The organism is Arthrobacter sp. 05N425 (assembly GCF_056397125.1).
On the sequence record NZ_JBFTMU010000022.1, the window covers coordinates 1 to 21,263 of the forward strand.

10 protein-coding genes are annotated in these 21,263 nt (G+C 70.3%); all 10 read right to left on the minus strand.

Annotation, left to right across the window (positions count from 1 at the left end):
- Positions 1-56 precede the first annotated feature (56 nt).
- The gene (locus AC1DGE_RS16615) at positions 57-4,502 is read right to left on the minus strand and encodes an FtsK/SpoIIIE domain-containing protein (protein ID WP_476917838.1); all 4,446 of its coding nucleotides are present in this window, start codon (positions 4,500-4,502) and stop codon (positions 57-59) included.
- Complete coding sequence (locus AC1DGE_RS16620) at positions 4,499-5,203, minus strand: hypothetical protein (RefSeq protein ID WP_441419540.1); 705 nt, start codon at positions 5,201-5,203, stop codon at positions 4,499-4,501. The genes AC1DGE_RS16615 and AC1DGE_RS16620 overlap by 4 nt, the downstream gene beginning before the upstream one ends.
- 69 nt (positions 5,204-5,272) lie before the next feature.
- The gene (locus AC1DGE_RS16625; protein WP_476917839.1) at positions 5,273-6,925 is read right to left on the minus strand and encodes a serine/threonine-protein kinase; all 1,653 of its coding nucleotides are present in this window, start codon (positions 6,923-6,925) and stop codon (positions 5,273-5,275) included.
- The gene (locus AC1DGE_RS16630; RefSeq protein ID WP_476917840.1) at positions 6,922-8,652 is read right to left on the minus strand and encodes an FHA domain-containing protein; all 1,731 of its coding nucleotides are present in this window, start codon (positions 8,650-8,652) and stop codon (positions 6,922-6,924) included. Before AC1DGE_RS16630 ends, AC1DGE_RS16625 begins: the two co-directional genes overlap by 4 nt.
- Positions 8,639-9,616 (minus strand): PP2C family protein-serine/threonine phosphatase, encoded by a 978-nt coding sequence (locus tag AC1DGE_RS16635; RefSeq protein WP_441419537.1) that lies wholly within the window; start codon positions 9,614-9,616, stop codon positions 8,639-8,641. The genes AC1DGE_RS16630 and AC1DGE_RS16635 overlap by 14 nt, the downstream gene beginning before the upstream one ends.
- Positions 9,613-11,085: an RDD family protein gene (locus AC1DGE_RS16640; protein WP_476917841.1), complete on the minus strand. Its 1,473-nt coding sequence runs from the start codon at positions 11,083-11,085 to the stop codon at positions 9,613-9,615. Before AC1DGE_RS16640 ends, AC1DGE_RS16635 begins: the two co-directional genes overlap by 4 nt.
- The gene (locus tag AC1DGE_RS16645; protein ID WP_476917842.1) at positions 11,082-13,649 is read right to left on the minus strand and encodes a transglutaminase-like domain-containing protein; all 2,568 of its coding nucleotides are present in this window, start codon (positions 13,647-13,649) and stop codon (positions 11,082-11,084) included. Before AC1DGE_RS16645 ends, AC1DGE_RS16640 begins: the two co-directional genes overlap by 4 nt.
- Complete coding sequence (locus tag AC1DGE_RS16650; RefSeq protein WP_476917843.1) at positions 13,646-14,977, minus strand: DUF58 domain-containing protein; 1,332 nt, start codon at positions 14,975-14,977, stop codon at positions 13,646-13,648. The genes AC1DGE_RS16645 and AC1DGE_RS16650 overlap by 4 nt, the downstream gene beginning before the upstream one ends.
- Before the next feature lie 75 nt (positions 14,978-15,052).
- Complete coding sequence (locus AC1DGE_RS16655) at positions 15,053-16,024, minus strand: AAA family ATPase (protein ID WP_441419533.1); 972 nt, start codon at positions 16,022-16,024, stop codon at positions 15,053-15,055.
- A gap of 97 nt (positions 16,025-16,121) precedes the next feature.
- A partial coding sequence (locus tag AC1DGE_RS16660) for an Ig-like domain-containing protein (RefSeq protein ID WP_476893625.1) occupies positions 16,122-21,263 on the minus strand: 5,142 nt, incomplete at its 5' end.

Here is a 21,263-nt window from a genome sequence, read left to right on the forward strand (position 1 = left end):
TCGTTTTGAGGGCCCAAAACGACAACAACTGCGAGTCAGTTGGGCGAGCCCCGCGGCTAGTTCCGGTTCTCCGGCGGCAGGGCGATCTGCAGCTTGCGGACCTTGCCGCGACCCACGATGTAGCCGCGGCCCGGAATGAAGTCCCCGCTGATCCGGCCCAGCGAGGTGCTGAGCAGGCTGTCGCCCTCGATGTCCCCGGGGTTGAGCAGCAGGCCCCGGCGGCCGGACTTGAACGGTTGTGCCAAGGACCAGGCCGAGGACCAGGTGGAGGTCTCGGATTCGCCCACCACCCACTGCTCGGCCTTGATGGACGCGGTGACCAGCCGGCCGATGCCGGTCTCGGCCAGGGTGTCGGTGAAGTCCGTCAGGCCCTCGATGAAGATCGCCAGCTTGCCCGGCGTGCCGGTGGAGTAGTCCACCAGCTCGTCGATGGCCTCTTCGACGTCGTCCGCGCCCACCACGGAGCGGTCCCAGAGCTTGAGCGACGCCGCGGCGGACCGCCGCGAGCCGAGGTAGATCAGTTCCACGCCGGGGTTGGACCGGCGCAGCGCGTAGGCGAGGGTTACCAGCGCCACGGTGCGGCCCGAGCCCGGCGGGCCGGCCAGCAGCAGCGGGCCCTTGGCCAGGATCTCGGCGGGCTGCAGCGTCTCGTCGTCGACGCCGATCACCGGCAGGTCCGGACTGCCGGCCGGGAGCACGTCCAGGTCCACCGTGTCCGGCAGGCGTTCGATTTGCGGCGCCCGCTCCACACCCTGGCGCAGCATGGCCTCGCGAAGCTTCTGCACCTCGCGCGCCTGCACGGCCAGGTTGGAGTTCCCGCCGAGGACCGCCAGCTGCACCTCAAGGTTGCCCAGCAGGCCGCGGCCCGGCGGGGTGCCGGCGCCGAGCACATCCTTGGACACGTCCATGGACATGTAGTCGTCCTCGGAGGACAGCCGCAGCACCAGCCGGCGCTGGATCGAGGCGAGCAGCGACGCCGGCACCGCGTTCGGCCGGTCGCCGGTGACGACCAGGTGGATGCCGAGCGGGCGGCCGTCGGTGGCCAGCTGCAGGAAGATGTCCCAGAGCGCCGAGAGCTTGCTGTATTCGTAGGCCTCGCGGAAGGCGGACATGCCGTCCACCAGGACGAAGATGCGCTTCTCGTCCGGCATTTTGGCCAGCTCGCGGTATTCCACGATCGTGGCGGCACGGACCTCGGCGTAGCGGGCCGAACGGTCGTCGGCGAGGTCGCGCAGCCAGCGCAGCAGCCGGCCGACGCGTTCGACGTCGTCGCCGTTGATGATCTCGCCGACGTGCGGCAGCGCGTCGAGCATCTTCAGTCCCGAGGAACCGCAGTCGATGCCGTAGACGTTGACCGGGCCCCCGCGCGGGGTCACGGCGGCAGCGATCGCGATGCCGCGCAGGGCCGCCGACTTACCCGAGCCGCCGGTGCCGTAGATGGCCATGTTGCCGTCGCGGTCCGGTTCGTAGAAGACGGTCGGCTGGTCCTGGTGCGCGGGGTCGTCCGCCACGCCCAGGAGCAGCCGCTCGTCGGTCCGCGGGTTCGGCAGCCGGGAGAAGTCGTAGGTCGTGGCCAGCTCATCCAGCCACGGCTTGCGGGGAGGCTCGATGGCGAGCACGTCCGCCGCCTTGATGATGTTCGCCGTCATCCGGGCGATGTCGTTGGGCCCGGCGGGTTCCTCCCGGGCCGGGGTCTCGGCCGCGGGGGCGGCCCAGGGCGCGCCGGACCCGAAGGCCATCTCGACGACGTCGATCCGCGGGCGCTGCGGCTTCTCCGTGGTCCAGCCGCCGGCGTAGCCGGTCTGGAAGCCCTGGATCCGGCCCGGCCCGGTCTTGGCCGCGCCGCGTCCCGGGATGGACGGGTCGAAGTACGCAGCGGTGGGCACGCCGAGGATGTCCACCGCGTCGTCCTCGTCGGCCATCCGCAGCGCCACGCGCAGGTTGGTGTTGGCGCGCAGGCTGTCCTTGATGACGCCGGCGGGGCGCTGGGTGGCGAGGATCAGGTGCAGGCCAAGCGAGCGGCCGCGGGCGGCGACGTCCACCACGCCGTCGACAAACTCCGGCACCTCGGTGGCGAGGGCGGCGAACTCGTCAACGATGATGATCAGGTAGGGCGGCGCCTCCGGGTCCGCCTGGCGCTGGAGTTCCAGCAGGTCCTTGGCTTTCTTTCGGTTCAGCAGCCGCTCGCGGTGGTGCAGCTCGGCGCGGAGCGAGGTCAGGGCGCGGCGGACCAGGTGCGGCGACAGGTCCGTGACCAGGCCCACAGTGTGCGGCAGGTGCAGGCAGTCCGCGAAGGCGGCGCCGCCCTTGTAGTCCACGAACAGGAAGCTCACCCGGTCCGGGCTGTACGCCGCGGCCATGCCCATCACCCAGGACTGCAGGAACTCGGACTTGCCGGCACCGGTGGTGCCGCCGACCAGGGCATGGGGTCCCTCGTTCTTCAGGTCGAGGTAGAGCGGTTCGATGCCTTTGGAGCCAACCAGGGCCCGGAGCGTGCCGTTGTCCTTGCGGTTTGGCTTGGCGCTGGCGTGCACGGAGTTGTTCTCGGTCCAGCGGTCCGCGACGGCCTGCGGGTTGTCCAGGAAATCCTTGCCGATCAATGTCGCGTAGGACACCGCCCGCGGCAGGTCGGAGTCGTCCTCGAGCGGCTTGCCGACGTCGACCACCGGGGCGAGCATGCGCGCCAGCTGGGCGGCGAGCCCGGCGTCGAGGCTTTCGCAGCTGACCGGGAACGTGTGCCGGCCCAGCCGGACCTGGCCGGTGGTGGTGCCGTGTTCGCCGTCGACCGCCATGAAGTCGCGGCAGGCTGCCGGGAGCTGCTGGACGGAGCTGGCCACCCACATGACGTGCACGCCGGAGTCCGGTCCGCGTTCGAGCACCCGGGTGAGCCGCCCCCGGTCCACCGGGGCGTCGTCCTCGACCACCAGGAGCACGGTGGGCAGTTGCGGTTCCGGGATGTCGGCGCCTTCCAGGGCGAGGCCGGGGCGCAGCTCCGGACGCGGCGACTGTGCCGCGGCCTCGCGCTGGTCGATCAGGTCCTCAAGTTTGGACAGCAGGGCCGAGCCGCCGGCCGGTCCGGCGGCGAGGTGGTCGCCGCTAAGCGGGCTGTGGCCGGAACCTGCGTGCGGCAGCCACTGCAGCCACTCCCAGCGGTCCTTGGACTGCGCCGAGGTGATGGCGGTCAGGACCACTTCGGCCGGGGAATGCAGACCCACCAGCTGCAGCACCATGCCGCGGGCCACGTCGTCGACGAGGCCGCGGGGCCCGGCCAGGCCGAACGAGCCGGCGGTGCGCAGCTGGGAGACGATCGGCACGCCCTCGATGCTGCCGAACTGGGCGATGCACTGCTGGATTTCGGCCATGTACTCAGGCTCGGTCTCGTTGCTGTGCGGTTCCTCGAACTGGATCCGGGACGGCGCCGTGCCGAGCCCGAACCGCAGTCCCAGGAAGCCGGCATGCTCGGGGCGGTGGGTCCAGAGCAACGGGCCCAGTTTGTAGATGGAGTCCACGGTGTCGCTGACGGACGGCGCTTCCTGCAGCCTGACGGAGCGCTCCACTTTCTGCAGCGCGGTGATGTCGGCACGGAATGCGGCCATGGCGGCGCGGAATGACTTGAGTTGTTCCTTGCGTTCCCGCTTGCCCTGCATCTTCTGGTCCACGTAGTGGCCGACGATGAAGAGCGGCATCATCAGCATGAAGATCACGGACATCATGTTCTGCGTGACGGCAAAGATGACGGCACCCATCATCAGCGGGGCCACCAGCATGATGTACGGGAACGGGTGGTGCTCCTGGCGCTTCGGCCCGGCCGGCAGCGTCCGTTTGTGCGGTTCGAAGCGGGGCACGACGCGGGGCGAGCGGTTGAAATTGATCAGCGGGGAGCTCGGCGCCGCGCCCTGGCTCCCGCCCAGGGAGACCACGGACACGGTGGTGTCCCCGAGCGTGACGGTGTCCGAGGAGTTCAGCGTGGCGCGGCTGACCGGCAGGCCGTCCATCAGCAGGCCGTTGGCGGAGTTCGTGTCCACGATTTCCACGGTTTCGCCCACCGTGATGCGGGCGTGCCGCTTGGAGGTCAAAGGGTCGGTCAGCCGGACGTCGACGTCCCGGTCCCGGCCGATGTAGCTGGTGCCGGAGGGCAGCGAAAATTCGCGGCCGACGTCGGGGCCGGAGAGGACGCGCAAGGTCGCCGCCGCAGGTCCCCGGTTCGCCCCGGGCACCGCGAACTGCTCGCTGACCTGGGTCAATGCAACGATCGAGCCGGGCCGCAGCCCGGATTCAAGCAGGTTGTCCTCCCGGTTCAGGACGCTGCCTTTCATGCCGCCGGCGGCGAAGGCCTCCTCGATGCTGAGCGTGAGGTTCGACGGCGGCCGGGTTCCGCGCCGTGCCGGGTCCGCCGCCCAGAGCTCGGTGGCGATGTCCGCCACCGTGGCCAGGCCGTCGACCGTGACAGCGAGGTCCTTGGCCTCGGCGGGGTCGCGGCGCAGGGTCAGCCGGATCCTCATCCTTCGTCCCCTCCGCGCTGTGTTTCGAGCAGCACCAGGTCGGCAGCGGTCACGAGATGCGAGGTCACGGCGTGTTCCACGAGCCGTGCGCGTCGGTTCGTGGCGAGCTTGCCGGCTCCGCCGCGCAGTCCGGCGACTCCCACCCGGTCGAGTTTGTCACACACGTTGTCCAGCTTTCTGTTGAACCGGGTCAATGCCCAGCCCAGGGTTTTGGCCGCTTCCGCGGAGGAGGGGATGGCGCTGAAGCCGGTTCCGTCGCGGCGCAGCATCGGCTCGGCGAGCGCCACGATCAGGGCCTTCTGCGAGTCGGTGAAGACCACGGGTCCGATGGTGGTGTCTCCGCCGCTGTCCTCGCTGCGGGCCTGTTGCCGGAACGCCGGGGTCCGGAGGTGGACGGCAAACTCGTAGGTGGTGGGGCCGGCGGTGAAGATCACGTTGGTGTGGCTGAAGACCAGCGGAATGCGGGCCCCCGGTGCGAGCCAGGCCTGCATGCCGCCGGAGGCGTCCGCGATGGTCGCGCAGAGCATGCTGCCGACGTTGCTGAGCCACCAGATGCCGTCATACCGCGCGATCTGCAGGAACTGGCGGTGCAGGTACGGGTTGTCGTCCACTTCGAGGTCGCCCTCGCGGCCGATGCTGAAGATGTCCTCGTCGGATGGTTCGTGCCATTCGCCGCAGAAATCTATCGCTAGGTCCCCCATGGTCGGTGTCTCCTTGTTGGGCGGTATGCCTTGGTGTTTTCGGGTGTGCCCTGGGCAGGGATGTGGTGTTCAGGATTTCCTGGCGCAGGCGATGGAGTCCTGTTCCATCGGCGAGGACGCGCCGTCGGAGCGGACAATCATCACCTGGATACAGGTCTCCCCCGCCGGGTTGGGCTCCACCTGGACCCTGGCCGTGGTGGCGGCCTGGAAGTCGCCTTTGCCCTTTAGCGAGTAGGTCCGCCACTTGTAGCTGTCGCCGGGCTTGGGCTGCGGGTTCTTCCAGGTGAAGGTGAGTTTTCCGGCATTGTCCGCCCTCCCGGAGAGCGATGCCACGTCCGGGACGGTGCCGTTGTCCAGGGCGTCCGCCGGCGGTTTGCTGAGCTGCTCGGACGCTCTGGGGGCCGGCGCGGGTCCGGTGGTCCCGGCGATAATGCCGACGACGACGGCGATCGCCAGGACCGCGCCGCCGACGATCGAGAGCACGAGGTTCCGGCGGCCGTGGCCCGAGGGGGCACCGCCGGCTTCGCCGGAGCTCCCGCCGCGGGTGTCCTCCTGCGGCGCCATGCTGGAACGGTTGACCGTCGCGGCGACGTCGTCGTCCTCCGGGCGCGGCGCGGCGGCGGACGGCGCCGCGAACGCCGGCCCGGCGGCGGGCCGCTGGACGGTATCCCGGCTGGTGTCCCGGATGCCCGGGTTGTTGAAGGTGGTTGAGTCGTCCGGCGATGCTGCGGACGGCACCCGGGCCGGGAAGGTCGGGGCGTGCCCGGTGGCGTCGGGGTCGATGGCGGCGACGCTGCGGACGCGGGTTTCCTCGAAGGTGTCATCGGGGTGCGGCTCGTCTGCGCGGGGTTCTTCGAGGACCTCGAACGGCGTCACGGAGAGGTTCAGCTCCGCCTGGATGCGTTGCAGCGCCAGGGCAAAGGCGTGGGCGGAGGAGTACCGGGAGGCCGGCGACTTGGCCATCGCCGTGGCCAGGGCCAGCTCCAGGGACTCGGGCACGTCGGCACGGCCCAGCTTCGGCACCGGCAGGCTGGTGATCCGGGAGATCAACTCGCGCTGTGAGTTGTCCGCGCCCGGGAGCACGAACGGGGACCGGCCGGCCAGCAGGGTGTAGAGCGTGGCGCCGAGCGCCCAGACGTCCGCCAGCACGCCGTCGACCTGCCGGTCGCTGAACTGTTCCGGCGGGGACCACGGGATGGACATGCCCGCGTCCTCGTCCTGGTCCCCGGCCAAGGTGCCGGAGATGCCGAAGTCGGTCAGCGCCGGCCGGTTGTAGTCCGTGACGAGGATGTTCGCCGGTTTGATGTCGCGGTGCGCGATGCCGGCGCGGTGCGCGGTTTCGACGGCGGAGGCCACCTGGATGCCGACGGCCAGGACCTCGTCCACGCTGAAACGCTGGCGGCGGTAGCGGACGTCCAGGCTCGGCCGGGAGCAGTACTCCATGGCCAGGTAGGAGTGCCCGGCCTCGGTGACCTCGGCCTCGAAAATCGTCACGATGTACGGGTGCGAGGACAGCTGGGCCATCAGGTTTGCCTCGGACTCGAAGCGGCGGCGGGCGCCTTCGGTCTTGAGGTCCGAGAGCAGCACCTTGACGGCCACCTTGCGGCGCGGCCGGTCCTGTTCGTAGAGGTAGACGTCCGAGAACCCGCCCGAGCCGAGCGGGCTGATGTAGGTGAAGCCCGGGATGCTGGGCGGCGGGGCGACGGGACGTTTGGCGTTCACAGGAGCTCCTCGAAGCGCAGCTGAATGCCGTCGCCCAGTTCGGCAATGTCGCCGTCGAACAGGATCGCCATCTCGCCCTGGGCGAGCCGGCGCGGGGCCTGGCCCTCGCGCAGCAGCACCGTGCCGTTGGTGGCCTTGAGGTCGCACAGCATCACGTGCCAGCCCTCGAGCCGGACCTCTACGTGCGAGCGGGAGATGTCGCCGCCGGGACTCGCCACCTGGACGAGTTTGGGCATTACGGCGCCCTGCACGCGGGACACGGAGGGTTGCCGGCCCACGATCAGCGACTGGTCGAGGTCGATCAGTTCGCCGGTGGAGAGCCGCATCCGGCCCAGCCTGGGGCGGCGGACCTGGACACCGTCCCCGGGCAGCGCCTGGTCGCAGTAGGCGCACTGGGCGTTGGTGGGCGGGTTCGCGTGGCCCTGCGGGCACACCCGGGCCAGCACCATAGGGCCCGTGGCGGGGTCTTTGGCTGTGTCTTTGGTTGTGTCTTTGGCGGGAGAGGGTCCCGGGCGTGCGGCGGGGCTGCCGTTGAGGGCGCTCTTCATGATGGTCTGGCCGTCGTGGTCGGCATCACCGGCCGGCGCCGGAACCTGGCCGGCGGGCTGCGGGGAGGGCGGGGTCAACAGCGACGGCGGCGCGACGGGACCGGGGGCGCGCGGCGCCAGCGGGGCGTCGGGCGTCCGCTCGCCGCCGGTGCGCCAGGGCACCGAGTCGATCAGCCCGCTGGGGACGGCCGGGCGGGCTGCCGGCTCGGGCGCCGGGAGTGCCGCGGGCTCCTCCGCCTGTTCCTCCGCCGGGGCGATAGCCGCTGCGGCGGGGTCGGGTTCCCCGGCGTCGGACGGCTCCGGCGCGGGTTCCTCTTCGGCCTCAGGATCCTCGCGCACGGCGGCGTCTTCGATGTTACGCATCACCGTCTGTTCCCAGAGATGGTCGTAGCTGCTGGTCGGCTCCTGCTCGGCAGGCTCAGGCTCGGCAGGCTCCTGCTCTGCGGGTTCCGGCTCTGCGGGTTCCGGCGACGGAGGGGCGGCCGCCTCCGTGGCGAGTCCGGCGTCGAGTTCCTCCTCCGGGAGTTCCAGCACCGTGTCGGCCGAACTGCCGAGATCGCTCAGTTCCGCGGCGATGTCCGCTTCGGCGGCGGCCAGCAACTGGTCCTCGACGGCGGCTTCAGGCACGGCGCCGGGGAGAGCCGTGGGGACGGCGTCGGGGACGGCAGTAGGGGGCGCCGCGTCCGGCCGCACGGCGGCGGCGGCCGGGTTTGCGGACAGACCGCAGGACAGTCCCTGCAGCAGGACCACGCCGTCGCCAAGCGGCAGCGCGCCCGCCGGGGCGGTGGCAGTTGCCGCGGGGATGTCCACGCTGAAGCTCTCGGCCGCCGCAAAGCGCCGTTCGGTCCAGGTGGTCACGTCACGGCCGCTGAGCGCGACGGATTCCCCGCCGTCCAGCCGGACCTCCAGATCGATCTCGCCGCGCAGGAACACCTGCAGCGAACCGCGCAACCCCACGATCCCGAACCAGGGCAGCCGGGCGAGCGAGCCGCCCGAGGCCGAGGTCACGGCGTCCAGGACCTCATGAATCTCCGGGTCTCCGGCCAGCAGGGTCCAGAGCGAGTCGACCAGGGCGCGGTCGGTGTCCGGGCGCAGCAACACCACAGTTCCGGAGCGGACCACGCCCAGCCAGGTTCCCGGCGTGTAGCTGACATCGCCCGGCCGGTTAGCGGACGCCATGGGGCTCCTCGCCTGATCCGGCCGCGGCCCCGCCTTCGTGCTCCGCCGCGGTGCCGGCGACTCCGCCGTCGGGGGCGACGTCCAGCACCTCGGTGCGCGGCAGGGTGTTTTCGTCTTCGGCCTCCGCCGGCGTGCGCGGGGCGGTCTGCGCGCCGTCGTCGTTCGCCACGTTGCTCGCGTCCACCACGATGCAGGTGACGTTGTCGCGGCCGCCGCTGCGCAGGGCTGCCTGGATCAGCTCGTCCACGGCGGCCTGCGGATCCGGCTCGGAGACCAGGATGCGGGCAATCTGCTCGTCGTCGAGCTCGCCGTTGAGCCCGTCCGAGCAGACCAGGATCCGGTCCCCCTCCTCGACGGGCAGCAGCCAGTAGTCGGCTTCGGTCTCGTCGCCGGTGCCGAGCGCACGGGTGACGACGTGGCGGCGCGGGTGGACGGCGGCCTCGGCCGCGGTGATCTCGCCGGCATCAACCAGCTCCTGCACCTCGGAATGGTCCACGCTCACCTGGCTGAGCTTGCCCTGGCTGAGCCGGTAGGTACGGGAGTCGCCGATGTTGAGCACCAGCCAGTACGGGATGCCCGACTGTTCCACCACGACGACGCCGGAGAGGGTGGTGCCGGCGCGGGAGCCGGTCGCCTCGCGGATGCCGGCGTCGGCTTCGAGCAGGTATTGCTGGACGACGGCGGCGGTGGCGTTCCGCTCCCCCGTGGCGAGCTGGGGAATTTCGGAGAGGGTGCGCACGCAAATGCCGCTCGCGATCTCGCCGGCCTCGTGGCCGCCCATGCCGTCGGCGACCGCAAAGACCGGATCGGCCGCGATGAAGGAGTCCTCGTTCATCTCACGGCGCAGGCCGCGGTCCGTGCCGTAGCCACAATTGAGCCGCAGGCTGGGGGCACTGCTCGGGACACTGCTGGGGGTGGTTCCGGGGGCTTCGGCGGGAGGAACGGATGCCGGCTGGGATGTCATGCCTGTCCTAGGTAGAAGGAGCGGTCACCGAAGTGCACGGTGGATCCGGGGCGTACGTGGGTGGGTTCCCCGGGTGCCAGTGCGGTGCGGATACCGTCCGGCGTTGTGACGGCGCTCCCGTTGGTGGAGTTGCGGTCCGTCACCCAGATGCCGCCGTTTCCGGCCAGCACATGGAGGTGGGTCTTGGAGATGGAGCGTCCCGGGTCGGCCACCGGCAGCAACTGCACGGATTCCTCGCCGGGGTGGCCGGCGGGGTTGCGCCCAATCAGCAGGGACCGGTCCAGTTCCACCTCCCGGCCGTCGTCGATCCTGATCCGCAGGATGGCCACGGTGACCGGCGCGGAGCTGTCGCCGCGGACCTGCGTGCGGTCGTGGTCGTCGTCGGGGTGTGCGCTGAACGCACGGCCATTCACGGCTTGGCTCCGGACGGCCTCGATCGGGGCGGCGCCGGGGTCGGCGGGCATTGGCCGGAAGGATGCCGGCGGAGCCGCTGCCGGAGCGGGCGCGGGCGCGGGGACCGGCACGGAAGCCGGCACGGCCGCGGGCGCCTGCGGCTGCAGCCGCGCGGCGCCGGCCACCGGCGAGGCGACTTGCTGCACCGGCGGAAGGTCTAGAGGGGCAAAGCTGTAGGGGCCCTGGATGCCGCCGGTGGTGATCGGGTTCCGGCCGGCCTTGATGTCGAAGACGAGGGTCTTGGCGGCGGTGTCGTGCCAGCCGCGCAGCCTGCTGTTGGGATCCCAGGTGTTGGAGACGACCACGAGGACGGCCCAGGCGGCACCCACCAGGGCGAGCGGCCCGAGGATCACCAGCGCGGCGCCGAACCACTGGAAGACCACCACCAGCACGGCGGCCAGGGCGGCCAGCAGCACACCGGCCCCGGTGATCAGGCCGCGGAGGAAGACCGCTCCGCCGCCGGGCGCGTACCCATCGGCGTCGGCGCTGCGGATCCCCACGATGCGGTTGCCGAGGGTGTTGCCGGACCGGCCCTCGATCATGGCCTGGACCAGGGTGTAGACGAGTGTGGCCCCAAGCCCGATGCCGCCAAAGAGCACCAGTGAGGAGGTGTTGTAGACGATGGTGCCGGCGCTGCGTGATTGGATGACGCCGGCGAAGCCGACGGCGAAGAGCACCACCAGGAGCGCCACGGGGCCGGTCCAGTCCAGCACCGCCGCGCCGAGCCGTTTTCCGGCGTCCGCGGGAACCAGCTCAAGCTTGTTCGGCAAAACGGTACCTCCCCCTTGTCCGTGGACACCCTGTCCGTTCAGCTGCACTCCGGCAGGTGCCTGCCCCGGCGCGAACGAACCGCCGTGCCCGGAAGGCGCTACCGGGATAGTACCGGGTGTTGGGTCCGCCCGCCCGGCGTTGCGCGCCGAACGGTTGATCAGCGGCGCCGCGCAGGAGGTGCAGAACGCGGCGCCGGGCCGGATCGGCTGGTGGCAGCGCGGGCAGCGCTCGACGTCGTCGGTCATGGCTCGTTGCGGTTCTTCCTGGCTGTTCCCTGTGGTTCCTGGTGCGGACCGGGCTCCACTGTACTAGCTGGACCGAAGCTGGCCGGGTCAACCGCAGCCGGACCGGACACCGGGCCGGAGCCGCCGGGAACCCCGCCGCCGCGGCGCCGGCCGGGCAGGACCGGGCGGAGTCCGCTCAGCTTCAGCGCGGCCCGGCCGTCGGCCAGCAGTGAGCGTGGCGAGAAGCGGGCCTGCTGGCGGCGCCAGAAGCCCACGGTCCCGGTCATCTCCTTGAGTGAGCCGTCCACGATCTCCCAGTACTCGCGTACCTGCTCCTCGCTCGGCTCGGCTGCCCCGAAAATGGCGGCGTCGGCCCGGTGGGCGAGCAGCGTGGTGGTGCCCTGGCTCGCGGGGAACGCTTCGCCGAGCACGACGGCGGACTCCCGGCGGGTGGCGCGGTTGTCCACGCCGGCGCCGAGGTCGGTCGCGAGGCTCAGCACCTCGCTCCAGCCGCCGCCGACGCGCTGCGCGGGGTGCCCGTCGGTGAACCGGGCCTTCCGGCGTCGGGATTTCAGCAGCGCGATCAGCAGCAGCGGCAGCGCGAGGACCGCCACCGGTATCAGCGCCGTGCCGATCGCGGCGAGCAGGGGGCCCCAGAACAGCCAGGGGTTGTTCTTCTTCTGGTCGGCGTCGAGCGCGTCCGGCGAGGAGTCCGGCGGCAGTTCGGCCGGTTCCTGCGGCGGGGGCGGCGGCTGCAGGACCTGCGGCTTGGGCTTGGACTTGTTCTCCGGATCCGGCGGGATCGGCACGTTGTCCTCGGGCGGCGTGGGATCGAAGGACACCCAGCCCACCCGGTCGAAAGCGACCTCAACCCAGGCGTGCACATCCTTGCCGGTGATCTGCACTTCGCCCGCACCGTTTTCCGGGCTCTTCGGGTCCGGGTAGAAGCCCATCACCACGCGGGAGGGGATACCCAGATGACGCAGCATGAGGGACATGGCGACGGCGTACTGTTCGTCGTCGCCGAGCATCTGCTTGGCCGTCAGCAGGCTGCGGATGCGGTTGGAGCTGTGGCCGGAGACGCTGGGGAGCTGCCCGTCGGCGATCAGGCCGTTGCTGAAGGCACCCTTCTTCTGGAAATGCGCCTCAATCTGGCGGACCCGGTCGATCGCGGTGGGCGCGTCGGCGGCGAGGTCGTTCGCCTGCGAACCGACCACCGGCGGGACCTCGCCCGGGTCCGGCAGCGACACCTTGGCGAAGTCGTACTGGGTCAGCTGGCCGTGCTCCAGCATCGCAGGGTCCGCCACCTGGACGCTGTAGGAATCGCCCTTGCCCAGCCCGCGGGTGGTCACGGCGGTGTCCGTGCCGGAGTTGAAGTACAGCCCGGAGGCTGCGCCCGAGCCGTCCCGGGCAAAGCTGATGCCGGTGGTCTTGCGGCCGCCCGGCAGGAAGTAGCCCTGGTAGTCCTCGATCGTGATGTCCAGGGTGTAGTTGTTGGTCGGCACGATTCCGGTGGTGTCGGCGAGGGTGTTCAGGGACTTCGCGTCGCCCACCTTGCTGAAGCTGCCCGAACCGTTCGGGTCCATGTTGTAGTTGGTGCCGTTGAAGGCGTCCAAGGCGGCGAGCCGTACCCGGCCGTCCTTGGGCAGGCCCTTGACCAGGAAGAGGTTGTCGTCTTTCTTGTCCTTGACGAAGTTGCGGAAGCTCGCCAGCGGTGTGACGTAGTCCTTCGGGTCGAACGGCGGCACGATCGTGTTGCGCAGCACCTTCCGGTCGTCACCGGCGGCCACCAGCGGGGACGCGACGGCGGTGATCCCGACGGCGACGGCGATCACCGCGGCGGCGGTGCCCACCCGGCGGAGCCGCGCAGTGCGGGCAGCCGCCTGGTCCGTGTCCGGCCGGTTCACCGATACCTTGCGGGTGTCGCTGCTGCGCAGGGCGTCGCGGCGGAAGGTGGCCCAGGCGATCGCGACCACGGTCAGCGAGATGCCGCGTTCCACGGTGAGGAAGCCGGCGTTGGTGCTGAACGCGATGCCGGTGATGAACAACAGCAGCACCGGCAGCAGCGGCCAGTACGGGCTCTTGAGCCGCCAGATAAGCAGCCCGGCAGCCAGGGCGGTCAGCAGCGAGCTCAGGAACGGGACGATCAGGGTGCCGCCCGCGGTCCCGACCGGCACGCCGACGGTCAGCATGTCCTTCCAGGCGAAGACCACGCCCACCAGCAGGGTCCGCAGCGATTCGAGGCTGGGCAGGAAGCCGGCGATCGAGGCTTCCGGCACGGCCAGGCCGGTGCCGAAAACCAGGTAGGCGCCCACCGCGAGCGCGGTGGTGATCAGCACTCCGAGCCGGAAGTGCACCTTGGCGGCAGCGACGCCGAGGCCCAGCAGGACGCCGCCGAAACCGGCGGCCAGGTAGTACGGGTCGCCGCCGAAGCTGAGGCTGAAGCCGAGCACGCCGAGCCCCAGCAGCAGGGTGAGGGCGCCGGCGTCGAGCAGGTAGTGCCAGGCCGGCTGACCGTCGGCGAAGCCGGAGCGGCGGGGTGCCGCGGTGTTGTTGCGGGGCCGGAAGCCCGTGGCGTTGCTCATGCGGCCGCCTTCCTGAGCACGATGGCCAGTTCGGAGAGATCGCCCAGGGTGAGCACAGTCAGGTCCGCGATGTTGGCCCGGGCCGGGGCGGCCCCGGCCTGGATCCGGACGGCGAGGCTGCGCACGCCCGGCGGGACCGAAGCCGAGGCGGAGCGCAGCTGGGTGGGGGTGACGTTGCTGCCCACCACGAAGAACACCACGGAGGCGTTGGGCACGGTGTCGGCCAGGGTCCGGGCGAGGTCGACGGCGTTCTTACGCTGCGGCGCGCCGACAATCCGGGTCATGTCATCGAGCATGTTCCGGCCGGTCTGGCAGCGCAGCGGCCCCTCCTGGGTGAGGACGTCGAGGTCGCGCTGTTCCCGGATGGCCTGCAGTCCGATCGAGGCGGCGGCGGAGATGGCCAGCTCGAACTCCTCCTCGGAGGCGTACTCGTCCGTGTTGGTGGAGAGCGAAATGGCCAGGTGTGCCCGGCGGGTCTCCTCGAACTGGCGCACCATGAGCTTGTTGGTCCGGGCCGTGGTCTTCCAGTGGATGTGCCGCCGGTCATCGCCGGGAACGTAGTCGCGCAGCGCGTGGAAGGAGACATCGGCGCTGGAGAGGTCGGTGGTGGGCATACCCTCCAGGTCGCGGATGAAGCCCGCGGCGGAACCGGCCAGGGCCACGGTCTTCGGGTGCACGTAGAGGTCCTCGGGTTCGGTCCAGAGCACCTGGCGGCGCAGCAGGTGCAGGGGGTCGGCGCGCACGGACCGGACCGGACCCACCACAATCACGGCGCGGCGTGCGGTGGGGATGGTGAAGAGGTCCTCGTGGACCTGCCCGGGCTTCATCCGGGGCAGGTGGAACACGGCGGTGGCGGCGCCCACCGGGAGTTCCAGCGCGGCGGGCAGCAGCGGACGGGCGGAGGTGTTGGACACCGCGATGCTGCCGACGGCGCTGTCCCCGACGGCCACCCGGGTCCGGGCGAGGTCCAGCAGCACGCCGTAGGAGGAGCGGCCCAGGATGAAGCCCACCGCCAGCACCAGCAGGACGAAGGCGGCGATCGCGGCGGCCTTGGCTTCCTGCCAGCCGTAGGCCTGGCCGGCGCTCCACAGCAATATTGACGCTGCCAGCACGGACCAGCCGAGCACGCTCACGACGGAGAGCACGGGCCAGAGGTGCCGGCGGAAGCGCCCTCGGATGGCGCGCCAGGCCGGGTCCAGGGCCAGGGCGGCGGCGCTGCGGGCCTCGGCCCAGACGGCGGAGGGGTGCAGCCGGGAGGGACCGGCGGCCCGGGACAGGGGCCGCTTCAGGCGTTCAGCAAGCCGAGTCAACGGGGTGCTGGTGGACATATGGGTGCCTTTGTTCGTGCATGGTTGCGGGGCTGGAATCGGGGCCCCGCGGCTGGACTCGGTCGGAGGCGCCGCTTAGACGGCGGCCCGCTGCTGCGGGGCGGCGACGTCGGCCAGCACCCGGGCCAGGACGGCCTCGGCGGTGGCGCCGGAGAACTCCGCCTCCGGGTCCATCACCAGGCGGTGGGTCCAGACGACGGCGGCGAGGTCCTTGACGTCGTCGGGCAGGACGAAGTTCCTGCCCTGGCTCGCCGCCCAGACCTTGGCCGCACGGACCATCGCGAGGGCGCCGCGGACGGACACGCCCAGGCGGGTCTCCGGGGCGCTGCGGGTCTCCTCGCAGAGCCGGGAGATGTATTCCAGCACCGCGGTGTCCACGTGGGTGGTGGCGGCAAGGTCGGCCATGTCCGCGACGGCCTGGGTGGTGATCACGGCCGTGATGTCCTTCGAGCGGTCCTTGAGATTGGCGCCGCCGAGCAGCTGCACGGTGGAAGCGTGGTCCGGGTAGCCGATGGAGGTCTTGATCAGGAAGCGGTCCAGCTGCGCCTCGGGCAGGCGGTAGGTGCCGGCCTGCTCGATCGGGTTCTGGGTGGCCATGACCATGAACGGCCGGCCGGCCTCGTAGGTGGAGCCGTCCACGGTGACCCGGGACTCCTCCATGACCTCCAGCAACGCCGACTGGGTCTTGGGCGAGGCGCGGTTGATCTCGTCGGCGAGGACGATGTTGTTGAAGATCGGGCCCTTGTGGAACTCGAACTTCTGCGTCTTCTGGTCGTAGATGGTTACGCCCGTGACGTCCGAGGGCAGCAGGTCCGGGGTGAACTGGATGCGGTTGTTGGAGCCCTGGACGGTCGCCGCAAGGGCGCGGGCCAGCGAGGTCTTGCCGGTTCCGGGAGCGTCCTCGAAAAGCACGTGGCCTTCGGCCAGCATGGCCGTGAAGGTCAGCCGGATGACATGCGCCTTCCCCAGCACGGCCTGCCCCACGTTGGCAACGAGCTTCTCAAAGGTGCCGGCAAACCATTCGGCCTGCTCAGTTGTCATCGTCATGCGCTGGTTCCTCTTCCATTCGGGTAATGCGTTGGGGTGTGCGCCGGCGGGGAATCCCCGCGATGGCCGGCGATTAGTTTAGGCGACAGGATTGCGGTCATCGCTGGGGCATTCCCGCCGGCGGGGTGGAGCCCAGGCTGGTGGTGTCTCCCCGGGCAAAGTTGCCGGCGGCGGGGCCGGACGTCAGGTGGTACCAGAGCCGGCCGGACGAGCCCCAGCGGACGTAGTAGTCCGCCTGCGCGGTGATGCCGGTGTCGAACCACTTGCCCGGGCTGATGCACTGGTCCGGGTTGCTGTTCCGGTAGCTGTCCGTGCTGCTGCTGGGTTCCGTGCAGGTGCGCACCGGGGTGGCCCGGATGGACCAGGACGTTGGCGGCGGCGGCGCCGGGTCAGCCCCGGAAGTGGCTCTGGCGGTGTCGTCAAAGCCGCAGTCGTTGTTGCCGTCGGTGCCGTTGCAAGCGCGGACCTTCAGGGTGTGGGTTTGACTCCAGCCGCCCGCGTTGTGATCGTAGCGGAGGGTCAGCCCGACGCTCTTCCAGCCGGTGCCGTCGTAGTTCACTTCGTACCGGTTGATCGGCCGGCCGCCATCGTTCGGCTGGGTCCAGGTCCAGTGCACCTGCCCGTCGCCCTTGGAGGAAGTCTCCCCGGTGAGGCTGGGGCGCCCCGGCTGGCCATAAGGAACGGCCGAACCGATGTTCTTGCCGTCCCCGGAGACGTTGTTCTTCGTGGAAACGGCGATGATGTTCACCGTGACGTTCTTGCCGTTGGGTTGGCCGGTGATGGTACCGCCCGGGGCGTTAATCGGGCCCGAGCCGTACGCCGTGGACCAGCGGTAGCTGATCTCCGAGGCCTGCGAGCCATTGCGCTGGGCCTGGGTCAGCGGCGTAAAGGTGACTTTCAGTTCTCCGCTGTTGCCGGGCGCGGCAACGGTACCGCTGCTGACCGTGCCGGGTTTGCCGGCGGCCCGGATGGGGGCGGACTGCGGGCTAATCCCTGACGTGCCGGCCTTGTTGGTGGCGGCCACGGTGAACGTGTAATCGGCCTCCGAGTTGTCCACCGTGACGTTCTGCGAGGTGTCGGAGACCTTCTGCGTGGCCACGGCGGCTCCGCCGCGCAGCGTGGTCAGGGTGTAGGAGGACACGGCGTCGCCGTTATTGTCCGGCGCTGCCCAAGTGACCTTGAGCTGGCTCTGCGTGCCCAGGGAACCGGCCTGGCTGGCGCTCGGCGCCGCCGGGGTGACGGGCACGCCCGCGGGCGTCTCCGCGGCGGAGTAACCGCTCCATTCGGAGGGCTCCTTGGCGTCGTTGCGGGCCAGGACCCGGACCTTGTAGGCCACGCCGTTCTCCAGGCCCTTCCAGACGTAGCTGACCGACGTGAGGTTCTGGATCTGCGCGTTTTGCCCCGCCGGCGCGGGCGAAATTTCCAGATCGTAGGACTTGACCGGCGAGCCCTTGGAGGCCGGGGCAACCCACGTCACCGCCAGTTGCTTGTCGCCGAATTTCAGCGACGGCGCCGCTGGGGTATCCGGCTTGACGTCGGGGCGCACCTCGGCCGACGCCGGGGAGCGTTCGGATTCGTCGATGGCGTTGGTGGCCGTGACCTGGAAGTGGTACTTCGCGTTGTTGGTCAGGCCGGTGAGCGTGCAGCTGTTCGCCGGGCAGTCCTGCCGGAATCCGCCCTCGCCGTACACCGTGTACTTGGTGATCGGGGATCCCCGGTCCGCCGGCGCGGTCCAGTTCAGCAACGCGGTGCCGTCCCCCACGCTCGCCGCCTGCGGAGTGGTGGGTGCCAGCGGCCGGTCCTTGACGGTCAGCCGGATCCGGGCCGTGGCCTGGCGGGACGGGTCCTCGGTCTTGTCGGCGATGGTGTAGGCCACGACCATGGTGCCGGAGAACCCTGCGGCCGGGGTGACCACGACGTTGCCGCCCTCGACGCCGACGTTCCCGGAGCCGGTTTCGGCGGTCGCGGCGACGATTTTCAGCGGCGACTCAGGGAACGGATTCGAGTCGTTCGCCAGCACCGGAACCGTGACCGGCTTGCCGGCGGCCGCGTTCGGCTCGAGGTCGTCGTTGGCCACCGGCTTTGGCCGGCTGGAGGCGGTGACCGTGAACCGGTACGTTGCGGTGGTTTCGAGGCCGCGGGGGTCCTTGGCCTTCACCTGCACGGCGCCGTCCGCGCCGGCGTCGATCCCGTCCTTGGCCGAGGCCTTCAGTGTCTGCCCCTCGATGCGGGCGTCGAAGCCGGGTGGGACGTTGCCCGCCAGTTCATACTTCATGTTTTGCACGTCGCCGTCGTCGGGGTCCGTGGTGAGCCGGGCCAGGTCCACGCTGGTGGTGTCCCCCTTCGGCAGGTCCACCTGGCTGCCCAGCAGCACCGGCGGGTTGTTCCGGTTGGGGTCCGGGATCACCTTGGTGCGGATGCTGAGGGTGGACTTCAGGCCGGCCGGATCGTCCGGGCCGGTGCCGTCGGTGACCTCGAAGCTGAGCGAGCCGGGGCCCGCGTAGTCCTTGCCGGCCGTGTACTTCAGGGCGGTGCCGTTGTTGGCGACCGGATCGGAGCCGTCGGCGCCGATCAGTTTGATCCGGTCCGTCTGGGTCAGGCGCGGCGAGCGTCCGTCGCGGACCTTGACCCACTCCTTGAGGTCCACGGTGACCGACTGTCCCGCAACCACTTCCACGACGTCGTCCTTGGCCAGCGTGGGCACCTGCTGACCGATGCCGGGCACCCAGATGATGGCCGTTGATTTCTGGCCGTCGACGTCTTCGACGGTGTAGGGGATCAGCTGCGGCTGTTCGGTGAGTTCGACGATCATGTTGCCCTCGGGGCCGGGCCGGGCGGTCTTGGCCTCGGTGCTGACCTTGAGGTTTTCGCCGACGCCGTCGGGGTCTTCGTCGTTCTTGAGCACCGGGACGTCGACGGCGGTCTTGCCGAGCGTTTGGGCGGAGGTCACCCGGTCGTCGCGGGCGATGGGTGCCTGCAGGGGCACGTCCTTTTGGACCTTGACGGCGACGGCGGCCTGGGCCGTGGCGCCGCGGTCGTCGGCAACCTTGTAGCGGACGTTAACGGTGCCTTCCTGGCCCGGGGCCAGCAGGATGATGCGGCCGCTCTGTTTGCTGACCGTGGCCTGCAACTCGGGGGCGGCTTCGATGCCGTCGGCCAGGATCCGGATCGGGTCGCCGTCGGGATCGGTGTCGTTGCCGGTGGCGTCGACGGCGATCTGGCGGCCGGGACGCACGGCAACGGCGTCGTCCACGGGCGTCGGCTTCTGGTTGGTGTCCCCGCGTGGGGCGATGCCGACGGTGACGGTGCCGGTGTTCACGGCGCCCTGCCGGTCAACGACCTTGTAGCGGAAGGTGTCGGTACCGGCGCCGTCGCCGGCTGCGGTGAAGTCGATGAAGGTGCTTCCGGCGGTGGCGGTTCCCATCGAGGGGGTGCTGTCGATGCCGGTCAGCTGGACGGAGTCGCCGTCGGGGTCGATCCCGTCGAGTTCCACGGGAATCCGGACCGAGCCGCCGGCCACCACGCGGGCGGTGAGGTTTTTCGGCTGCGGCCGTGAGTTCTGCGCGCCTTCCAGCGGAAGGATGTGGATGGTGACGGCCGCGGCGCTCTTCTGGCCCTGCGGGTCCACGGCGTTGTAGATGGCCCGGACGGTCTTGGGCACGCCGCCGGCAATGAAGCGCAGCGTGTTTTCCGAGACGAAGCTTTTGCCGTCCGTGGCCGGGACGGGCTGCGGCAGCACCGGGTCCACGGTCAGCTTTTGGCCCTGCGGGTGCGTGTCGTTGGCCAGGACGGGGATGGTGACGACGTCGTTGACGCGGACGTTCACCTCGTCCGGCTTGGGCTGGGGCGCCTCGACGACGGCGGGTGCCGGAACGGGGACCACGGAGACGCTTCCGGTGGCGGACTTGGAGCCGTTGGACATGGTGTAGCGGAAGATGAACGGTTCCTTGGTGCCGGTGATGTCGGTGATCCGCAGCACGGCGTGGTCGATCACACTGACGGAGGCGGTGGCGTTCCCGGGCAGTTGCACGGACTGCAGCACCAGCACTCCCCCGGCCGGGTCCGAGTCGTTCGCGAGCGGGTCCACCAGCACGCTGCCGCCGGCCGGCAGCAGCGCGACGTCGTGCACGGCCACGGGGTCGCCGGCGTCCTTGCCGGACTCCACGTCCACCCGGATCAGGCCCTGGGTGCTTTGCGGGCCGTTGCTGGCGATGTAGCTCAGGTAGACCGGGCCCGGGGTGTTGCTGCGGAAGGTGAACGTTCCGCCGTCGGTCACGGGGCCCAGCTCGGCGGTTCCGGCCGCTTCCACCTGGGCCAGGCGCAGGGCGCCGCCGTTGGGGTCGACGTCGTTCTTCAGCGGTGCGATCACGAGGTCCTGGCCGACGACGGCGCTCACGTGGTCCGCGTTGACCACCGGCTGCAGGGCACCGGGGGGCTGGACGTTGACGATCACCTTGCCGGTGGTGGTGGCCCGGCCGTCCCAGACGGTGACGGTGACGGTCTTCTTGCCGGGGGCCGCCCCGGAATCCTGGTAGCTGAGCAGGCCGTCGCGGCGGACCTTGACCTGGTCCTGGTCGTTGTCCGCCTTGGCGTCCATCAGGACCAGGTCGTCGCCGTCGGGATCGGTCCAGTCGGTGAGGATGTTCTGGCTGACGGTCTTGCCCTGCTCCACGAGCATGGTGGTGGGCTCCCCGCGCTTGAAGAGCGGGGGTTTGTTTTCGTCATCGCCCACGACGCTGAGGGTGATGCTGCCGCCTGCGGACAGGCCGCGGCCGTCCGCGGCGTTGTAGCCAAAGGTTTCGGTGCCGGGTTTCGCGTCGGCCGGGACGGTGACCTGGAAGGCCGTGCCGCCGTAGATACTTTCGAGGCTGCCGGCCTTGGGCCCGTTGCCGGAGACGGCGGCGGTCAGGACGTCGCCGTCGGGGTCGGAGTCGTTGTCCAGCACGCTCAGCACCGTGGTGCGGCCGGGACGGACGCCGACGGCGTCGGGCTTGGTTTCCGGGGGCCGGTTGGGCTTGGTGCGGTCCGGGAGGATGTTGACAGTGTTGTTGTCCGCTGATTCCTGGTCCTGGTCGTTGGACTGGTTCTTGGGCGGGATGACGTCGTCCCAGTTGTTCACCAGCTGCATGTTCTGGTTCACCAGCCACACATTGCCCGAATTCACATCATTGAGCACCACCACATCCCGGTTCACCCGGAACACATACGACGGCGACGCGGACGCCTTCGGCACATCCAC